At 60.3% G+C, this 19,987-nt stretch carries 17 protein-coding genes; 7 read left to right on the top strand and 10 right to left on the bottom strand.

Features of this window, described 5'->3' with window-relative positions:
- Positions 1–14: 14 nt before the first annotated feature.
- The 5 genes from JF539_RS15735 to JF539_RS15715 all read right to left on the bottom strand — a co-directional run bounded on the left by JF539_RS15735 (position 15) and on the right by JF539_RS15715 (position 5,008).
- Entirely contained in the window at positions 15–836 is an 822-nt protein-coding gene (locus JF539_RS15735; RefSeq protein ID WP_207141656.1) for a carbohydrate ABC transporter permease, read from the bottom strand.
- Positions 833–1,711, bottom strand: a complete 879-nt coding sequence (locus tag JF539_RS15730; protein ID WP_207141655.1) for a carbohydrate ABC transporter permease — start codon at positions 1,709–1,711, stop codon at positions 833–835. Before JF539_RS15730 ends, JF539_RS15735 begins: the two co-directional genes overlap by 4 nt.
- Before the next feature lie 97 nt (positions 1,712–1,808).
- Positions 1,809–3,092 (bottom strand): ABC transporter substrate-binding protein, encoded by a 1,284-nt coding sequence (locus JF539_RS15725; protein WP_207141654.1) that lies wholly within the window; start codon positions 3,090–3,092, stop codon positions 1,809–1,811.
- A 66-nt stretch (positions 3,093–3,158) separates the two neighbouring features.
- Complete coding sequence (locus JF539_RS15720; protein WP_207141653.1) at positions 3,159–4,229, bottom strand: ABC transporter ATP-binding protein; 1,071 nt, start codon at positions 4,227–4,229, stop codon at positions 3,159–3,161.
- Positions 4,229–5,008: a DeoR/GlpR family DNA-binding transcription regulator gene (locus JF539_RS15715; protein WP_207141652.1), complete on the bottom strand. Its 780-nt coding sequence runs from the start codon at positions 5,006–5,008 to the stop codon at positions 4,229–4,231. The genes JF539_RS15720 and JF539_RS15715 overlap by 1 nt, the downstream gene beginning before the upstream one ends.
- 473 nt (positions 5,009–5,481) lie before the next feature.
- On the opposite strand from JF539_RS15715, the gene JF539_RS15710 reads away from it, so the two are divergent.
- The 5 genes from JF539_RS15710 to JF539_RS15690 all read left to right on the top strand — a co-directional run bounded on the left by JF539_RS15710 (position 5,482) and on the right by JF539_RS15690 (position 10,167).
- Positions 5,482–6,984, top strand: a complete 1,503-nt coding sequence (locus JF539_RS15710; RefSeq protein ID WP_207141651.1) for an alkaline phosphatase — start codon at positions 5,482–5,484, stop codon at positions 6,982–6,984.
- 124 nt (positions 6,985–7,108) lie between these two features.
- Positions 7,109–7,546: a hypothetical protein gene (locus JF539_RS15705; protein ID WP_207141650.1), complete on the top strand. Its 438-nt coding sequence runs from the start codon at positions 7,109–7,111 to the stop codon at positions 7,544–7,546.
- A gap of 9 nt (positions 7,547–7,555) precedes the next feature.
- A complete protein-coding gene (locus JF539_RS15700) occupies positions 7,556–8,236 on the top strand; it encodes an ABC transporter ATP-binding protein (RefSeq protein WP_207141649.1) in 681 nt (226 codons plus the stop codon).
- Between the two features lie 58 nt (positions 8,237–8,294).
- The gene (locus JF539_RS15695; protein ID WP_236042526.1) at positions 8,295–9,551 is read left to right on the top strand and encodes an FtsX-like permease family protein; all 1,257 of its coding nucleotides are present in this window, start codon (positions 8,295–8,297) and stop codon (positions 9,549–9,551) included.
- Between the two features lie 22 nt (positions 9,552–9,573).
- The gene (locus JF539_RS15690; RefSeq protein WP_207141648.1) at positions 9,574–10,167 is read left to right on the top strand and encodes a copper chaperone PCu(A)C; all 594 of its coding nucleotides are present in this window, start codon (positions 9,574–9,576) and stop codon (positions 10,165–10,167) included.
- Between the two features lie 267 nt (positions 10,168–10,434).
- On the opposite strand, the gene JF539_RS15685 is transcribed toward JF539_RS15690, so the two are convergent.
- The 4 genes from JF539_RS15685 to JF539_RS15670 form a co-directional block, all read right to left on the bottom strand.
- A complete protein-coding gene (locus JF539_RS15685; protein ID WP_207141647.1) occupies positions 10,435–11,526 on the bottom strand; it encodes an ABC transporter ATP-binding protein in 1,092 nt (363 codons plus the stop codon).
- Positions 11,527–11,571: 45 nt separating this feature from the next.
- Positions 11,572–12,720, bottom strand: a complete 1,149-nt coding sequence (locus JF539_RS15680) for a carbohydrate ABC transporter permease (RefSeq protein WP_207141646.1) — start codon at positions 12,718–12,720, stop codon at positions 11,572–11,574.
- Complete coding sequence (locus JF539_RS15675) at positions 12,720–13,961, bottom strand: carbohydrate ABC transporter permease (protein ID WP_207141645.1); 1,242 nt, start codon at positions 13,959–13,961, stop codon at positions 12,720–12,722. Before JF539_RS15675 ends, JF539_RS15680 begins: the two co-directional genes overlap by 1 nt.
- A 148-nt stretch (positions 13,962–14,109) precedes the next feature.
- A complete protein-coding gene (locus JF539_RS15670) occupies positions 14,110–15,477 on the bottom strand; it encodes an ABC transporter substrate-binding protein (RefSeq protein WP_207141644.1) in 1,368 nt (455 codons plus the stop codon).
- Between the two features lie 252 nt (positions 15,478–15,729).
- On the opposite strand from JF539_RS15670, the gene JF539_RS15665 reads away from it, so the two are divergent.
- On the top strand, positions 15,730–16,767 hold the full coding sequence (locus JF539_RS15665) for a LacI family DNA-binding transcriptional regulator (RefSeq protein WP_209017348.1): 1,038 nt from the start codon (positions 15,730–15,732) through the stop codon (positions 16,765–16,767).
- Between the two features lie 110 nt (positions 16,768–16,877).
- Here JF539_RS15665 and JF539_RS15660 read toward each other — a convergent pair whose 3' ends face one another.
- Positions 16,878–17,549: a GntR family transcriptional regulator gene (locus JF539_RS15660; RefSeq protein ID WP_207141643.1), complete on the bottom strand. Its 672-nt coding sequence runs from the start codon at positions 17,547–17,549 to the stop codon at positions 16,878–16,880.
- An 800-nt stretch (positions 17,550–18,349) separates the two neighbouring features.
- Between JF539_RS15660 and JF539_RS15655 the strand changes: the two genes are divergently transcribed.
- Positions 18,350–19,795 (top strand): TolC family outer membrane protein, encoded by a 1,446-nt coding sequence (locus JF539_RS15655; protein WP_207141642.1) that lies wholly within the window; start codon positions 18,350–18,352, stop codon positions 19,793–19,795.
- The last annotated feature ends 192 nt before the right edge of the window (positions 19,796–19,987 follow it).

Here is a 19,987-nt window from a genome sequence, read left to right as displayed (position 1 = left end):
GAGAACGCCAGGTTTCACTTGATGCCCGCCCGCATGAAGCTTTGAACGAACTGTCGCTGAAACAGGAGAAAGGCGATCAGCAGCGGACCTGAGGTCATCAGGGTCGCCGCGTTGATCACCGACCACTCGACGCCGCTGTCAATGGCCGAAAAGATGTTCAGCCCGACAGTGACCGGACGGGTTTCCACCGAATTCGTCACGATCAGCGGCCAGAGGAAGTTGTTCCAATGGTGGCTGACGGAAATCAGGCCATAGGCGAGATAGGTCGGCTTGGCGAGCGGAATATAGACCTTCCAGAGAACCCCGAGGGGCGAAGCCCCTTCTATCCTTGCAGCCTCGTCCAGCTCGCGCGGGATGGTCATGAAGGTCTGGCGCAGCAGAAAGATGCCGAACCCGGAAGCCACATAGGGCAGCGCGATCGCCGGGATCGTGTCGACGAGGTCCAGGAGACGCATCGTCTTGTAGTTCTCCACGATCAGGATGTCCGGCATCACCAGAAGCTGCAGCAGAACCAGCGCGAACAGGATGTTGCGGCCGGGAAACGTGAACCGTGCGAAAGAATAGGCCGCCAGCGTGCACAGGAAGAACTGGCCGGCAAGCACCATCGTCACCAGGATGACCGTGTTCAGAAAGTAGCGGGCGAAGGGCGCCGCTTGCCAGGCCTTAGCGAAATTCTCCAGCGTCAGGGGCGCGAACAGATCGAAATTGGCTTCATAGGCAGCCGGATGAAAGGCGGTCCAGACGGCGTAGACCAGCGGCAGCGCCCACATCAGGGCCAGAACCCAGGCGCCGAGCGTGTTCAGGAGCCGGTCGTAGGAAAAGGAGGTCGCGTTCATTTGTAATGCACCTTGCGGTCCACGAAGTAGAACTGCCCGATCGCCAGCAACGACAATATGACGAGAAGAGCGACGGTCAGGCTTGCCGCATAGGCGGTCTCCCAGTGCCGGAAAGCGACCTCGTAAATCAGGAACAAGAGCAGCTTCGATGCGTTGTCCGGCCCACCGTCCGTCAGGATGAAGATGTGGTCCACGAGGCGGAAGGAATTGATCACCGCGTTGACGCTGACGAAAAGCGTCGTGGGCATCAGCAGCGGGAACGTGATCCGCCAGAAGACGGTCCAGCGGCCGGCTCCCTCGATCTGCGCAGCTTCCTTGAGCGAAAGCGGAATGGACTGCAAGGCCGCCAGATAGAAGATCATGAAAAACCCGGCCTCCTTCCAGACTGTCACCACCATCACCGCGACCAGGGCGGTGTCGGTGTTTCCGAGGTAATTGCTCGAAGGCCAGCCGAACAGATACCCGGTGATCTGGTCGAACAGGCCGAAGCCGGGCGTGTAGAAAAACAGCCAGATGTTGGCGACCGCGATCAGCGGCAGAACGGTCGGCGTGAAATAGGCCATGCGCACGAAGGACCGGCCGGCGAGCCTGTCGTTGACCCAGAGCGCCATTGCGATCGCCAGCGCGATGGAAACGGGAATCGTTCCGACCGCGTACCAGACATTGTTCCAGAACACCTTCCAGAATACCGGGTCGCTCAGCATGCGGTCGTAGTTTTCGACGCCGACGAATTTCGCGGCCCGGCGCCCGCGCGGTGTCGAGAAGAAACTGTTCAGTAAGGTCGTGATCGCGGGCACATGCGTGAAGGCAAAAAGAAGCACCATCGCGGGCAGCAGAAGCAGCCAGCCATAGATCCATTCACGTCTTGAAGTCATGCTCGGCTTTGCGGACACGATTTTAAGTCCTGAGTCTCGACGTTTCAAAACAGACCGGGGCGCGGGCAGAAACCCCGCGCCCCGGAAAAGATGTGCCTTAGCGGTACTCGGCCAGGATCCCGTCGGCCTGTGCCTGAGCTTCCTTCAGCGCCGTTGCCGGATCCTTGGAGCCGGTGATGGCGGCGGCCAGGGCATCGTTGAAGATGCCGGTGACGCGCTGGTTCTGATAGGTGGACAGCTCGGCCTTGGCGAATTCGAGCTGGTCGCGGGCCACAAGGACCGCCGGGAAGTCCGCGGCATAAGCCTTCATGGTTTCAGTGTCCCAGGTTTCCGGACGCGGTGCGACGTAACCGGTTGCCATGGTCCATTTCGCGGACTGTTCCGGAGCGGTGATCCACTGGACGAATTCGACGGCCGCCTTGTTCTGTTCCGCGGAAGCGCCCTTGAACAGGTAGAAGTTGCCGCCGCCGGTCGGAGCGCCGCGCTGCGCTTTTTCCGGCAGCATGGCGACGCCGAACTTGAACGGAGCGTTGTCGCGCACGTTGGTCAGGTTGCCGGTGGAGGTCCACATCATGGCCGTCTGACCTTCGAAGAAGGCTTTCGGCGTGGAGCCCCATTCGATGATGCCCGGAGCCATGACCTTGTCCTTGACGCTCAGGTCGACGAGGTACTGCAGAGCTTCGACAACTTTCGGATCGTCAAAGTTGGTCTTGTTGCCCTCGGCATTGGCCAGGATGGCGCCGTTTTCGATGGCCAGGCCCTGGAACAGCCAGTAGGGGAAGCCGGAAGACGGGATGCGCACGCCCCACTGGGTGACGTTGCCGCTGTCATCCTTGACGGTCAGTTTCTTGCCGAATTCAACCATCTCGTCCCAGGTCGCCGGAGCGGTATCCGGGTCGAGGCCGGCTTTTTCGAAGGCTTCCTTGTTCCAGTAGAGAACCGGTGTGGAACGCTGGAACGGAATGCCGTAGGTCTTGCCGCCGGTCTGGCTGTTTTCCATGAAGGCCGGGTAGAAGCCGGCGAGCCATTTCTTGTCTTCCTCGGTGGAGAGGTAGCTGTCGAAAGGCTCGATCAGGTCTTCATCGATCAGGGTGAACATGTCGGTCGACAGGATCACGGACAGCTGCGGCGGGTTGCCGCCGCGGGACGCGGTGATCGCCTTGGCGACCGTGTCCTGATAGGAACCGGCGTAAACGGCGTCGATTTTGACGTCCGGATGGTTGGCGACATATTCGTCGGTCAGGGCCTGGATCGTTTCAGCGGCCTTGCCGCCGACAGCGACCGGAAAATAGAATTGCAGATCGACAGCCTGAGCGGAGGCCCAGGTGCTGAAAGAAAGAGCCGTCGCAGCAACGGCTTTCAGGAAAGTGGACTTCAACATGAGCTTACTTCCTAAGGTTTGAACGTCCGCATTACTGCGGTTGGTCTGCGCGGCGCGCGCAGTTCGTCAGGAGCGCAGTCGCGCTCCGAATTCGGTGACAAGATCGTCCCGGCGCCGGCCGGTATCGGCGTCGAAGACATGAAGCGCGTCGAGCTCGAAACCGAGTTCGATCGACTGTCCGGGAATGATCCGCTCGCTTGTCGGCAACCGGACCTGGAACGGCGTGTCCGCGACTTCGCAGTCCGCCAGGATGTCGGCGCCGAGATACTCGACGGACCGGATCGAGGCGGACACGGGCCCACCCCTCTCCAGACGCAGGGCTTCCGGCCGGATGCCGAGCTGAAAGTCCGGCGCCGAACAGACCTTGCGAAAGGCATTGACGGGAAAGAGGTTCATCGGCGGCGTTCCGATAAAACGCGCGGCGAAAGGGCTTGCCGGTCTTTCGTAGAGTTCGCGCGGGCTCGCCGCCTGTTCCAGACGGCCGTTGTTCAGGAGCACCACCTTGTCCGCCATGGTGATGGCCTCCACCTGATCGTGCGTCACATAGACCATGGTGAAGCCGAGCTGCCGCTGCAGAGCCCGGATTTCAACCCGCATTTCGTGGCGCAGCTTCGCGTCCAGGTTGGACAGCGGCTCGTCCATCAGGCAGATCGGTTTTTCCGCGATGATCGCCCGGCCAAGCGCGACCCGCTGCTGCTGGCCACCGGACAGCTGCGCGGGTTTGCGCTCCAGCATGCCGGACAGACCGAGAAGATCCGCCACTCTTTTCAGCCTCTCCTCCCGCTCCGCGCGGGCGACGCGGCGCACCTTGAGACCGAAGACGATATTTTCGGCAACACTCAAATGAGGAAACAGCGCATAGGACTGAAACACCATCGAAAGGTCCCGCTTGGACGGTGTCCTTTCGGTAATGTCCTCTCCGCCGATCAGGATACGGCCCTGACTGACGCTTTCCAGACCGGCGATCATGCGCAGCGTGGTGGACTTTCCGCAGCCCGAAGGTCCCAGAAGGGCGGTGAAGGATCCCGCCTCAATCCCGACGGACATGGCATCGACGGCAATCGTGTCTCCCCAGACCCGGGAAACACCGTCCAGTTCGATCGGCTTGCCTGCGCTTGCCAACAAAGCATCCGCCATCACCCCCCACCCCCGACATAGACCCGTGTGCGGGTGTTTTCGAGATTGGCCAGAATGGCATCAGGCACGGGACGGTCGGTGAAAATGGCGTCGACATCTCTCAGCATGCCACCGCGCACATGCGCGCCGCGGCCGAACTTGCTGTGATCGAGTACAAGATAGGATTGGCGGCAATTGGCGAGGATCGACTGGCGCGCCGCGACCTCGTCTTCGTGAAAATCGAGCAAGGTGCCGTCTTCGTCGACGCCGGCAACACCAAAAATACCGATATCGACCTTGTAGTTGGAGAAAAAGGACTGTGCCGCCGAGCCCAGAACATCCCGGTCTCCGTGACGCAGGCGACCGCCTGCGATTGTGACTTGAAAAGTCGGGTTCGCGGAGGCGCTGAAAGCAACATTCAGGTTGTTGGTGAAGACAGCCAGCTTCTCGTGGCCCGTCAGGGCCTGCATGACGATTTCCGGTGTGGTGCCGATGGAAAACGCCAGCGACTGATTGTTGGCGACCTTGCCGGCGACCAGCTTCGCAATCACCTGTTTTTCGGGCAGATTGAGGATCTGGCGCGTGGAATAATGGATATTCGACGCCGGCGCCGGGGGCTCCACGCCGCCATGAGTTCGTCTGAGGATGCCCAGCTCGCACAAGCCATTGACGTCGCGGCGAATGGTCTGGGTCGTGACGTCGAAACGCTCGGCGAGTTCCTCGACCGAGGCGAAGCCCGCTTTTTGCACGAGATCCGTGATTTCGGCCTGCCGTTTCGAAATGTCCAGCTGACCAAACATATGCAAAAGACCTGACATTTTGCGGTCAGTTCCGGCCTCCGCCGGCCTCCCAATAGAACGTGCTCAAGTCAGAGGCCAACCAGACGAGCCTGACTTGAAAGCCACACAATCATTTTCATATGAAAATTATCAGACGTTCATATGAAAGGCGTATGACAGTCCGAACCATCGGCTGAAAATTTGAGCCCGCCCTGTGAGCGAGCAACCGCCTTTAGTATTGAGACGACGATTACATATGCAAAACTCACAATACGAACGGATCATTATGCCAGCTAATGAAATTCCCACATACAAAGCAGCCAGAAATAACAGGCAAATATTTTATTTGGCTTTTATTTGGGAATACTAAAATCTTCTCCATTTTGTCATGTTATTACATTACATATTGAAGTTATTTCGGAAACTGTCAACCAACTGTCACATGGCGTTTCTAAGAAACGGGCGGGTTTTCCCCGTTACCACTCGGAGATGTTATGAAAACGATCGTTAGCTCTACGCTGGCGCTGGCCCTCACCGGCTCTGCCGCCTTCGCTCAGGACACACTGCCGCAAGCCTCGAGCCAGTGGTTCAAGGATGGCGAAGCTGCCATTCAGGCAATTCTCGACCGCCAGCCGAACACCAACCGCGCCAAGAACGTGATCCTGCTCGTCGCCGATGGCAACGGTGTCGGCACGAACTATGCCACGCGCCTTTTCGACGGTCAGCAGAAAGGCATGATGGGCGAGGAAAACGTTCTGCCTTACGAGACCCCGGACTTCTACAGCGCACTGGTCAAGACTTATAACATCAACGCCCAGACCCCGGATTCCGCTCCGACGGCGGGTTCCATGAACACCGGTGTGAAGCAGCGCTTCAACCTGATCAACCTTGGCGAAGACGCAATCCATGGCGACTGCTCCACCGTCGAAGGCAACGAGCTGGCCCTGTTCTCCGAACTGATGACCGAAGCCGGCAAGTCCGTCGGCGTCGTCTCCACCGCCCGCATTACCCACGCGACCCCGGCGGCTGTCTATGCCAAGACCGCCAACCGCAACTGGGAAGACGCCGTGCCGGAAGGCTGCACGGCGCAGAAGGATATCGCGACCCAGCTCATCGACGCCATGGAAGCCGGCACGATCGACCTCGCCATGGGTGGCGGCGGACGTTACTTCCTGCCGAAGGACATGGAAATGGGCGGCCTGAAGGGCCGTCGCGAGGACAATGTCAACCTGGTTGACCGCGCCACCGGCCTGGGCTTCCAGTTCGCAACCGACACCGCGGGCTTCAACGAAGTCAAGTTCGACGGCTCCGCTCCGGTTCTGGCGCTGTTCAACAACAGCCACATGGAATACGAAGCCGACCGCGCCGATGACGACGAGCCGTCGCTGGCCGACATGACCAAGGCCGCCATCGAGTTCCTCTCCAAGAACGAAGACGGCTACTACCTTGAAATCGAAGCCGGCCGCGTCGACCACGCCAACCACGACGGCAACGCTGCCCGCACCCTGACGGACGGTGTCGCTTTCGCCGAAGCCGTTAAAATGGCCGACGAGCTGACCAACGACGAAGACACGCTCATCATCGTCACCGCCGACCACGAACACGCAATCGCCTTCAACGGCTACTGCGGCCGCGGCTCCAACATTCTCGGCCTGTGCTATGACGTTGCCAAGAAGGGCATCAAGCACTCCGACGAACTGGTGACCGCCGACGACGGCAAGCCTTACACCATCATCGGCTACCTGAACGGCACCGGTTCGGTTCTGAAGAAGGAAGAAGGCGCCAACGACTACACCGGTTCCCGTCCCGACGTGGACCAGGAAACCGCGACCGACCTGGACTACGTCCAGCAGGCCCTGATCCCGAAATCCTCCGAAACCCATTCCGGTGAGGACGTCGCGATCTATGCCAAAGGCCCGTGGGCACACCTGGTTGATGGCACCATCGAGCAGAACGTGATCTTCCACGTCATGAACCACGCCGTAAACGCGAAGTAAGCGTCTACAGCGAACTCACTGACAGGTGAACGGGGAAGGCCTGCACAAGTGCGGGCCTTTCTCTTTTATGTCATATCTGCCGGATACATAGTAGTTGAATACATGCGAACATAATGAGGATTCCATGGACCGCAGACAGCTTGTTTTCGGACTGGGCCTTGCCCCGCTTGCGGGACTCGCTCTGCCAGGCTCCGCCAACGCGTCGGACAAACCCCTGAAGCTGCGGACGCTGTACAACAAGGACCGCAGCTTTTCCGACGTCGCGGCAAAACTGGAAGGCAGCCGGATTACCGTCGACGGCTATATGGCTCCCCCGCTGAAGGCCGACAGCCGGTTTTTCGTGCTGACCAAGATCCCGATGGCCGTCTGTCCGTTCTGCGAGACCGAGGCCGAATGGCCCCGTGACATTCTGGCGATCTATACCAAGCGGACCGTCGACGTCGTTCCCTTCAACAGCAAGATCCTCACCAGAGGCATTCTCGAGCTGGGCACCTACAAGGACCCGGACACCGGTTTCGTGAGCCGTGCCCGTCTGGTCGATTCAGTCTATGAACGCACCTGAAAGACCGGCATGAGCCTTCCCCTGCGTGTCAATGCCCTGTCCGTGAGCGCCCCTTCCGGCCGTGTGCTCCTGACCTGCGAGCATTTCGCCGCGGCCCCTGGCGAGACCATCGGCCTGCGCGGCCCCTCCGGCGCCGGCAAATCGACCTTTCTCTATGCCATCGCGGGTCTCCAGCCGAAGATGACCGGTTCGGTCGATTGGGGGGGCTGCGACCTGGCCCGCCTTGGCGACGGCGAGCGCGCCCGGTTCAGGCGCGAGAACATTGGACTGATCTTCCAGGATTTCCTCCTATTCGAGGAACTGAGTGCATTGGGCAACGCCACGCTGGCGACCGCGTTCAACAAGACAGGCAAGCGCCGCTCCATCCGAAAGACGGCTGAGCGCTTTCTTGAAAAACTCGGCGTTCCGGCCGAAAGGCGCACCGTCGACAGTTTTTCCGGTGGCGAGCGCCAGCGCACCGCGATTGCCCGCGCGCTCGCGCATGACCCCGCGGTCATCCTGGCCGACGAACCGACCGCCAGCCTGGATCGCGCAACGGCGGACGCCCTGATCACCGACCTGACCGATCTGGCCCGCGTGGAAAAAAAGACTTTCATCGCCGTCAGCCACGACCTGCATCTTCTTGAACGCATGGACCGGGTGGTGGACATAACCGACGGCCGTCTGACGATGGAGGCTTCCCCTGCCTGACTTCCTCCTCGACCGCTGGCAGGACCTGTCGCCCCTGGCCCAGGACAGCATCTGGCTTTTGCTCCTGCTTCTGCCGGCTGGTATTGCCGGCGTGTTCGTCCTGTGGGGGTTCCGGCCACTGGCGCTGGTCGGCGCCCTGCTCTGGCGCTACCGCTGGACCAATCTCACCTTTGTATTTCTGATCGCGATTTCCGTCGGCATCGGCGTCGGACTGATCGCCCAGGAACGCGGGCTCAGGAAAGGAACCGCCCGCGCGGCGGAAAAATTCGATCTGATTGTCGCCGCCCCGGGCAGCGAGATCACCATGATGTTCGCCGCCGTCTATCTCCAGCCGAGCGACGTTCCCTTGCTGAGTGGCGAGGTCTTCGACGAACTCTACAATCACGACCAGGTCAAGCTCGCCGCCCCCATAGCTTTCGGCGACAGCTACAAGGATGCCCCGGTCGTCGGCACGACCTCGGACTTCGCAACCCATCTTGCCGGGCGACTCGCCGGTGGGCGTCTGTTTGAAACCAGCACCGAAGCCATCGCCGGTTCCGCCGTGGACCTGTCGCTTGGAGACAGGTTCGTACCCGCCCACGGCGTGGGAGACACGGCTGAGGCCGACGCTCACGAGGGACACGAACTCGAGATCGTCGGCAAGCTGCCCCCCACCGGCAGCCCGTGGGACCGGGCGATTCTCGTCCCCGTCGAAAGCGTCTGGGAGGTGCACGGCCTCGTCAACGGTCACGCCCCGGAACGCTCCGGCCAGCTTGGGCCGCCCTTCGACCCCGATTTTTTCCCCGGCACCCCGGCCATCCTCGTTCATGCGGAAGAACTCTGGGCGAATTACGCCTTGCGCTCGGAATTCACCCGGGACGATACCATGGCGTTTTTCCCCGGGGCCGTCCTCGCGCAGCTCCATTCCCTGATGGGAGACGTCCGCCAGATCATGTCGGTCATGGCGGTGCTCACACAGGTTCTGGTTACGGCCGGGGTTCTGACCGGACTGATCGTGCTCTCCCGCCTGTTCGCCCGGCGTCTGGCGCTGCTTCGCGCGCTCGGCGCACCCGCCCGCTTTGTCTTTGCCGTGGTCTGGGCCTATGCGGCAACCCTGATCCTCGTCGGCTCTCTCGCCGGACTGGCCGTCGGCTGGGTCGCTGTCGGCATCATCTCCTCGGTCGTGACCGCCCGGACCGACATTCTGGTAACGGCAAGCCTGAGCTGGCCCGAATTCCACCTGATCGCGGCCTTTGTCAGCCTGACGGTTCTGCTCGCTCTGCTGCCAGCCTTCATGGCAATGTCACGTAATATCATTACTGATTTGCGAGCCTAACAACTCAAGCAAGGGCAATTCGATGATCCGTTTGTTTGCAGCCGTTTTTTCCGTCCTGTTTCTTCTCTGCCAACCCGTCCTGGCCTTGCAAAAGCACGATCACGATGAAAGCGCTCATGAAGAAACCCACAAAGAGCACGAGCATCACGACGACCACGCTGAAGATCACGACGATCATGACCACGAGAACGGCGAAGACGACCATTCCCATCACGAAGCATCCGTCGACGGTGTCCGGACGGTGCACGCCTGGATTCAGGCAACGTCCGGCAAATCGGCCCTGCTTTTTGTCGAGATCCAGAACAAATCGGACAAGGACGTGAAGATCACCGGCGGGGAGGCTGACATTGCCGAAAGCGTCGAACTGGTCGGCTTTCAGTTGAAGGACGGCGAGACCGAATTCGTCGCCCTGCCTTCCGTGCCGGTCAAGGCCGGCAAGGAACTGGTCCTCGCCCCGAACGGACTTGCCCTGCGTCTCAACGGTCTGAAACAGCCCTTCAAGAAAGGCGAGGAATTCGAGATCGAGATCGAATTCGACTTCGGCCATATCGAGATGCATGTCCAGGTGGAAGCCGCCAATGCCACCCGGCACAGCCACGCCGGACATCAGCACTGAGAAGTGGCTGAGGGGAAGCCCCGGCAAGCGTCGAAAAGTCGGTTCTCCTCCGGTGTCACCCCGGGCAAGCGCAGCGCGACCCGGGGCCCACTCGTTTCCAGAGAGAGCGATTGGCTGACACCTCCCGAAATCCGGCAGATTTTAAAATGTCCTGATCGGCGAGTGGCCCCCGGATCTCCGCTTTGCTCCGTCCGGGGTGACAAATTGGGGTCTGTTTCAACTGGCTGTTAGATTTCCTCACCGGTGCAAACCAGGCGCACGGAAACCCTACCGGTACAGGAACGATCGCCCCTCCCCGTCAAACAGGTGCAGCTTTTCAGACACCGCAGTCAGGCGGACCGTTGTTCCCTTGGCGATCCGGTGGATGCCGGGCAGCTTGGCGATCAGCGACGGGTCGCCGTTCTGCGCCTTGAAATAAAGCACCGTCGTTTCGCCCAGCGCCTCGACGATCTCCACGTCGGCGGCAACCAGATAGTCTTCTCCCTCCGTGACCGTCAGGTCTTCCGGACGCACGCCCAGCTTCACACGGGCTCCCATGTCGCCGTCGGTGGAGGCGATGGGCACGGTCGCATGGCCGCCGTCGGCCATTTGCAGGGAAGTCTCCTGCCCTGTCGCCGTAACGGTCGCCTCCAGAAGATTCATGGCCGGCGAGCCGATGAACTGGGCGACGAACGTATTGGCCGGACGTTCGTAAAGGTCCAGCGGCGCGCCGAATTGCTCGATGTCGCCGCCATGCAGCACGACGATCCGGGAGGCCAGCGTCATTGCCTCGACCTGATCGTGAGTGACGTAGACCATCGTGCTTTCCGGCATGCTTTCCTTGAGCTGCGCGATCTCGATTCGAGTCGCGACACGCAGAGCCGCGTCCAGATTGGACAGCGGCTCGTCGAAGAGAAACACCTTCGGATCGCGCACGATGGCACGGCCGATGGCGACGCGCTGGCGCTGGCCACCGGAAAGGGCCTTCGGCAGGCGATCGAGCAAATGCGAGAGCTGCAGCGTTTCGGCTGCACTTTGCACGGCCTTGTCGATTTCGGCGCTGGATTTCCCGGCGAGTTTCAACGCGAACGCCATGTTGTCGTAGACCGTCATGTGCGGATAGAGCGCATAGGACTGGAACACCATCGCGATGCCGCGCTGCGCCGGCGGGACGTCGTTGACGACCATGCCGTCAATTTCCAGCGTACCGCCGGTGATCTTTTCAAGTCCGGCGATCATGCGCAAAAGTGTCGACTTGCCGCAGCCGGAGGGACCGACGAAGACGATCAGCTCGCCTTGCTCGATATCCAGGTCGATGTTCCTGAGAACTTCGATGGCGCCGTAGGACTTGCTGACGTTTTTCAGGGACAACGAAGCCATGCTGCACCTTCCCCCCAGTTGTCGTATTTGTCGTTCTTGTTCATGTTATTTGACCGATCCCGCGAGAAGTCCGCGGACCAGATAGCGCTGCATGGCGAAGAACACCGCCAGCGGAACGGCGATGGAAACGAAAGCAGCGGTCGCAAGGATTTCCCAGTTGCCGCCGCGCGTGCCCAGGAGTTCCACGATCTGGTTGGTCATCACCGTGGTGGAACCGGACGAGTCGATCAGGAACACCTTGGCCACCAGGAGATCGTTCCATGTCCACAGGAACTGGAAGATCGCGAAGGACGCAAGCGCGGGAAAACTCAGCGGAATGATGATCTTCGTGAAGATCTGGAAATCGGTCGCGCCGTCGACCTTGGCGTTTTCGATAATGTCCCTGGGCAGACCGACCATGTAGTTGCGCAAAAGGTAGATCGCGAGCGGCATGCCGAAGGCGGTATGCGCCAGCCAGACGCCCATGTAGCCCTTGCCGATGCCGATCGCCAGGTGAAGCTTCAGAAGCGGGATCAGCGCAAGCTGCAGCGGTACCACGAGCAGGCCGACGACAGCCGCAATCAGCAGCGCGCGTCCCGGGAAGTCCATCCACGCCAGAGCATAGGCAGCGAAGGCGGCAACCACGATCGGGATGATCGTCGCTGGAATGGTGACGGTCAGCGTGTTGAAGAACGCCTTGGCCATATTGTCCTGGCCGGTCCCGGAAAACAGGATCGTGCGGTAGTTGTCCAGGTTGAATTCCGGCGGCACCAGGGCGACGACGAAGATCCGCTGGCCACGGCCAGAGAGCTGCTTGTCGTTGCCTTTCCAGACATAGCTGCCGTCGGGTGCAAGCGTCAGGCTTTCGCCGTCGCCCATGTCGGCGGTTTCGCCCGGCTGGAAGGCGGAAACATTGCGCGAGGACACGCCCCAGGCCCCGATGTCCAGCGGTGCGCCTCCGAAAATATTGCCGGAGACCGAGTACATGTCTCCGTCCGCCTGCCGGGTATCGTCCGGGTCGCTCGTCCGGTAGACCTCGGTCTGCTCGGCCGCAAACAGCGATGCCCACCAGCCCGAATTGGAGATCTGGTCGGCCGTGCGGAATGACGACACGAACAGGCCTACTGTCGGGAACAGCCACAGCGCAACAAGCACCGCGACGGAGATGTGAACGGCCCAGGTCAGACTGGACTTCTTGCCCGCGACCCTGTTCATCAGCGCATCTCCTTGCGGGCGTTGTAGACGTTCCAGACCAGGATCGGTGTCACTAGCAGCATGATGACGATGGCGCTCGCGGACCCCACGCCCCAATCCCTCGTGACGAACAGCTTGTCGTACATGTAGTTGGCCAGAACCTGGGTTTCCCACTGGCCGTTCGTCATGGCGAAGACGATATCGAAGATCTTCAGCACGACCAGCGTGATCGTGGTCCAGACCACAACGATGGTGCCCATGATCTGCGGAACCTTGATCTTGAAGAAGATCTGGAACGGATTGGCGCCGTCGACGATCGCCGCCTCAATCGTTTCCTCCGGAATGCCGCGCAAGGCCGCCGACAGGATCACCATGGCGAACCCGGTCTGGATCCAGATCAGAACGACCATCAGGAAGAAGTTGTTCCAGAACGGAAGCGTCAGCCAGGTCTGCGGCTCGCCGAAGGGCAGATCCGCGATCCAGACGTTCACGATGGAGCCCAGCGCCAGCCAGATCAGCCAGAGACCGCCGGCGGCAACCGCGAGCTGGAGCGGAAGCAGCAAGACCGAACGGTTCCGCCCGCCCGCCGTGAGATCCCGGATGAAAGTCCAGATGATATAACCAAGGAGCGCCACGAAACCGGCAAGCAGCAGCGTCGGCACGATCTGCAGAGTGAACACCGACCCTGGACCGCCATCGAATTTCATCCAGACCGCGTTCAAGACACCGATCTGGCTCAGGTCCGCCGGCCGCGCATCGTAGATCAGCTTGAAGATCACCGATGCGCCAACGAAAGAAATCGCCATCGGCATGAAGATCAGCGACTTGGCGAGATTGCCCCAACCGATCCGGTCGGTCAGCTGGGCAACGAGAAGCCCGAAGGCGGTCGAGGCGCCCGGTACGACAATCAACCAGAGCATGTTGTTGCGCACCGCTTCCCAGAACTTGGCCTCATCGACCATCTTCCGGTAGTTTTCAAGGCCGACGAAGGCACCGCCGAGGTCACGGTCGGTCAGAGACAACCGCAGGGTTTCGAAGACCGGGTAGGCGAGGTAAAGCGCCAGGAAAAACACCGCCGGAAACAGAAACAGCCACGGCCGGACCATGTTGGCGCGGTTGATGTTGCGCCCCGCGTTCGGCCCCCTCGCCGGGAAGATCACCGTATCGAGAACAAGATTGGACAGGAAGAAATACCCGAGGCAAACGCCCACGCCCACGACAATCGTCACGAGGCCCAGGAGTGCCGGGTTGTCCGTTAACATGGCCGTTCCGTCCCCAAGTCGTTTTAATGCGTTTTTGGGCAAAGCTTCCGCCGGTCCGGGAGCCTGCAGCTGGAGGCTATCCTACGCGTCGGCTGCCGCCGGGAAAATGAAAAAGGCCGGCCTCCGAAGGAAACCGGCCTTCTTTTGATTACTTGTTGGCGTCCCAGCTCTTCTGAATGGCGGTGGCCACTTCATGAGCGTCCTTGCCCCCGACATAATCGACCATGCCTGTCCAGAAGCTGCCCGCCCCCACGGCGCCCGGCATCAGGTCGGAGCCGTCGAAACGGAACGTGCTTGCATTGACGAGGATTTCTCCCTGGCCGCGCAGCGTGTCGTCCTTGTAGGTGGCGGGGTTGGCGGTCTTGAGCGGCGTCAGGAAGCCGGTCTGCGCCATCATCACCTCGTGGGCAATCGGTAGCTGGAAGAATTTCATCAGCTCGAACGTCGCGTCGGACGCCTTGGTGATCGCCATCAGCGTGCCGCCTCCCAGAACCGGGTTGCCGAGCCCCTTTTCCGCATAGGCCGGGAAATAGAAGAAATCGACATCCGTTCCGAATTCGACGCCTTCCGGGAAAAAGGCCGGCACGAAGGAGGCCTGACGGTGCAGGTAGCATTGCTGCGGCACGGAGAACAGGCCTTTCGGGCTGTCGCGGAAGTCCGTCGAGGCGACGGCCCCGGCCCCGCCCGACACTTTCGCGTCGTCACGCGCGAACCAGCCGAATTCCTCGATCGCCGCGACCACTCGCTCGTCGTCGAACGGGATTTCGTTGGACACCCACTTGTCGTAGACGTCGGCCGGCTGGGTGCGCAGCATCAGATCCTCGACCCAGTCGGTCGCGGGCCAGCCGGTTGCCGATCCGGACCCCAGACCGATGCACCAGGGGGTCTCGCCGTCGGCGACAATCTGTTCCGTCAGCGCCTTCAGCTCTTCCATGGTGGAGGGCACTTCATACCCGGCATCCTCGAAATTCTCCGGGATGTACCAGACGAGGCTCTTGAGGTTGACGTTGTAGAAGAAACCGAAGAGCTGGTCCTTGCCGTCGGCATCCTTGTAGGTGCCGAGGTCGACCCAGCTTTCGCCGGCGCCGTAGTTGTCGGCAACCCATGCTCCCATGCCCTCCGGCAGCGGCGTCAGCAGACCGCGCGAGGCCATGTCCGAGGCAAGGCCCGGCTGCGGAAAGACGGCAATGTTGGGAGCAGCGCCTGCTTCGGCGTCGATCACGATCTGCTGCTCGAAGGAGTCTGATCCGGTGTAGACCACCTCCGCGCCGGTTGCCGCGGAGAAATACGCCAGAACGTTCCGGAAAAAGCCGTCTTCCGGCTGCAGCCACGGCCCCGCGATGGTGACGGTCTCGCCGCTCAGATCGGGCGCGCTTTCCTTCCAGGCGTTGTAGCTGTCCCAGTTGAACTCGCCCGTTCCCGGTTCGAATGTGAGGTTCTGCGCAGCCACGCCGCCCGTGCCGAGGGCAAGACCCAGCATCAAGCCGGCCGTGCAAGCCATCAAACGTGATTTCATGTCGCTCCTCCCAGATTGCCCCTGTCCCGGGACACTTCATTTAAAGTGACACATCTCGCCGTCCGGCAGCAATACCCGACCGTTGATCAAGGCGGATAAAACCCCCGGAAGCGGACGCTCAAACCGCTTTGGATTTCGGAGCTCACCATGTCGGCACACCCCGATCTTGTCAAGCGTCCAGCTCCGAAACTAATGTTGTCAATCCAGCAAAGCCTGTCGGGAGGATCGCTTTCAAAGCGTTTTGGGCAAGGAATGAGCAAGAGCATCAATTTGAAGGAGCTGTCGCAACAGCTCAATTTGTCGCAGACAACCGTCAGCCGTGCCTTGAACGGCTATCCGGAGGTCAGCGCCGAAACCCGCAAGCGCGTCGCCGAAATGGCCGACAAGCTGGGTTATGCGCCCAACAGCCAGGCAAGACGGCTTGCGACGGGCCGCGCCATGGCGATCGGCCACGTCATCCCCCGCTCGATCCACGAAATGATGAACCCGATCTTTCTGGAATTCATCGCCGGCGCCGGAGAGACCTATTCCGAACATGGCTACGACATGATCATAACCGTCGTCGAGGATGCCCAGGAGGAAGGCGCCTACCGGGAGATCGCCCGGCGGAAAAAGGCGGACGGCGTGATCATCCACGGCCCGGCCGTCAAGGAAACCCGGCACCTTCTGTTGAAGGAACTCAATCTGCCGTTTGTCGTCCACGGCCGTATTCCGGGCGCGGAAGAAACGACATCCTGGATCGACATGAACAACCGCAGCGCCTTCCAGCGGGCAACCGACCTGCTCCTGGACCTGGGCCACACCCGGATTGCCTTGCTGAACGGACTGGAACACATGGATTTCGCAGCCCGGCGCAGGCGCGGGTTCGAGGACGCGCTGGCGACCAGGGGCCTCACGCCCGATCCGGCCCTGATGCGCAGAGCCGACATGACGGAACCCTATGGCTGCGACAGCGCCCTTGAACTGCTGGAGAGCGACAACCCGCCGACCGCCTTTCTGGTGTCTTCCATGATCTCGGCGATCGGCGTTGCCCGCGCAGTGGGGCAGCGCGGCCTGAGACCGGGAACGGACGTGTCGATCGTTACCCATGACGACGCCCTGTCCTTCCTGCCGAACAGCGGCGCGGTGCCGATCTTCACCTGTACACGCTCTTCCGTCCGCTACGCGGGGCAAAAGGCGGCGGAATTGCTACTGAAAATAATCGCCGATCCTTCGAGCAAGCCGGAATGCCTGCATCTCGACGCTGAGCTGATCGTCGGCCAGTCGACGGGCCCCGCTCCCGCCCGGTAACTGACGTCTGATTTCAACCTTAACGGCAAGCCGCGAGCCGTCCCGCCCAACGCGCCTTGCCGGCGAACCGGAACGCGACATCAGGTGAGGCCATTGCGTGGCGGGTGGCATCAGACCTCGGTCAGGCCGCTTTCGTCCAGCGCCTCGAGCAACCTGTCCAGAACACCGGCACGCAGGGATCGCGCAGCAGCGCCGGCCGCCTCCACCCGCCCCTCCCTGATGGCTTCGACCAGATTCCGATGCCCCTGGAAGGCCGAAGCGGAGACGGGGCTTGAGTGCAACAGAACGAGACTGGCGCGAAAGATCTGATCGAGCAGTCTGCCGATCTCTGCCTCCAGCCTGGGATTGCCGCCGGCCCTGGCAATCGCGCGGAAAAACCGGTCTTCGCGCTCGGCCCGGTTTTCCAGCCGGTCTCCCGGCACGCCGGTCCCGAGTTCTTCGACGACATCTTCCGAATCGCGCAAGAGCCCTTCGCCCCGCTCCCCGCGAGCGGCATTTTCCGCGGCAAGCGCCTCCAGAACGGCAAGGACATCGCAAACATCGCAAAGGTCCTGTCTGCAGATGGGCAAGACCTTCGCACCGCGCCGTGGAATGAGGGTGACCAGCTTCTCTGCCTCGAGACGGATCAAAGCCTCCCGAACAGGCGTCCGGCTCATGGCGAGCCGCTCCGCGACGACAGGTTCCGGCGCCTGATATCCTGCCGGCAACTCCCCGCACATGATTTCGCGCTTCAGCCGCTCGTAGGCGTTTTCGACACGCGTAGGTTTGGCTTTCAAACTCATTCCGATAAGCACCCGTTTTTCAGGCCGGTGCCGCCGACCCTCTTTCCGCGCTCCCACGGAAAAGCCTCGCCCGTGGGTACCCTGCGCCTTAATGAAAGTAAATCAATTCCTCATTGATAATATTATCAATACAATTTTATTAATTCATCCTCATTCGGTAGATTGAAGCGGAAGCCGCCCTCCCGCACAATCATAAAAATCTGATTTAATTTATAAATTTGGAAAGAAGCACAGAGCGTCGAACGACAGAAACCCACAGGCAGGCTCTATGAAACCTTCCGCAGAAACAGCCTGAGAGCTTATTTGATTAGACTTTTTTGTAACAATTATCTGCCAGAGGCTATTGCGCCCTCCTGAAACGGCAACGGCGGATCCGGACACCGAAGAGAGGCCGGACCGATTCTCAAAACGGCGTTTCGCATCACCCAAGGATTGGATGCAGGTTTCGCTCAAACCGGCCATGCATCAAGATCAAAATGCCCCAACGTATCAAATTTTTTACTTGATAAAAACTTGAACGCACCAAACCAAGATACAATTAATTCTATAGAACAAACTAAACTATCACCCCAATACGGAGGAAGAACTCGTAAATATTGACAATGAAAAACAAGGATATTCAGAAAAATTACAGATGCAATTTTCGCGAGCCGTCCATTTGGAAATACCTTCCAAGTGTTCCACATAAAATTAATTCGAAACGTAACCAAAATTACATTTGATTAACCATGAAATTCTAATTTCGGTCTCATGACAAATTTTGCGCGCGAATTGCGCCTTTCATTGCCCGGGTTGGTCTGATGTGCGGGTTCCGAACTTTCTTGACTGTTCTGCTGTCAGGCATCTCCCTGACAAGCCTTTCTCTTTGCTGCACCCCTCTCGCCGCGCAGTCCCTTGAAGAAGCCATGGCTTCCGCATATGCGGTCAATCCCGGACTGAAAGCGGAGCGTTCGCGCTATCAGGCGACCAATCAGGGGATCTGGACCGCCAGATCGGAATTTCTTCCGACCGTGACCGGTTCCTATCTCGCGGACCACAATGCCTATCGCTACGACCGAAGCGCCAGCCGGGACCGGACGTTCACACACGAATTCAATCTGTCGCTTTCGCAAACGCTGTTCCAGGGATTTGCCGGTGTAAACCGTTTGAACCAGGCACACGAGGAAGCCAATTCTGGACGCAGCCAGCTCATCGGAGCTGAACAGACACTGCTTTACAACACAGCGGACGCCTACCTGAGGGTCGTTCGTGACCGTGCCGTCCTGAACCATCTGAGAGCCTACACGAACGTTGTTCACCGTGAAGTAACCGCCGCGCGCGAGCGCTTCCGCTCCGGCGACGCGACCCGCACCGATATCGAGCAGGCTCTCGCCCGGCTTGCGGAAGCTCAAGGCAACAGCGATCAGGCGGCAGGCGACCTGGAAGCTTCCGAAGCGCTATATGAACGGCTGACCGGACAAGAACCCGGCAAGCTCGGCTGGCCGGGTATCCCGAAGGCGCTCGAACCGGCCGGACTTTCGGAAGCCATCACGATAGCCCTTCAGAACAACCCGTCGATCCGCGCCGCGACGGCGGACGCCCGCGCCGCCCGGTTCGCCGCACGCGCATCCGTTGGCGACATGCTGCCCAGCGTTTCGCTTGAGAGCGAATGGCAAACCGGCTTCAGCGACTCGCTCGACAATCAGGACGAGGAAGATTTCCGCGTCGGACTCCGGGTCTCCGCCCCGTTGTTTACCGGCGGCCGGAACATAGCCTCGGTCAAGCGGGCCCGGTTCACCGCACAGCAGCAGGAATACCAACTCGACGACACCCAGCAGGTCATCCGCGAAAACGTTATCCGGGCAATGACGCAACGCACCGCCTCCCGCCTGCGCGCCAAGGCCGGACAGCGTGCGATCGGCGCCAACGACCGGGCGGCGAAGGGTCTCCAGATCGAATTCGAAAGCGGTCAGCGCACGCTCATGGACGTCCTGGACGGTCAGCGCGAACTTCTCTCGAGCAAGGTCGATTATGTGAATGCCCGCTATGACGCACGCCTTGCCGATTTCTTTCTTCTTGCAAATATCGGAAGGCTCGCGCCACGGCACTTTTCCGTTATCGAGGAAAGACCAGCACCGCTCGCCAGGCTGATTCCGGAGTTCAACACCTGGGACCTCAGACTGGGCCCATCGGAAAACGACGAAGTGCTGCTGGATGTCGCCGAAACCGCCGGTGGCGGTCCTGTTTACTCGACCGCGAAGCCTTGATTTCCAATCCGGGGGCACCCGCGGAGGAGAAAGCAAGACGGCCCGGATTTCCACGGCGCGGCACTGACTGCTGATGAACCTCATCACGTCCTTCCAGGCAACGTGCCGCAAAGCGGCATCGCTTGAACCGGAATGACCGTCGGAGGGTTTGCCAGAAAAAAGCCCCGGATTGCTCCGGGGCTTTGTTTTGCC

The sequence above is a fragment of the Roseibium aggregatum genome, assembly GCF_017309185.1.
Lineage (GTDB): Bacteria > Pseudomonadota > Alphaproteobacteria > Rhizobiales > Stappiaceae > Roseibium > Roseibium aggregatum_B.
This window is presented reverse-complemented; position numbering and strand designations above follow the sequence as displayed.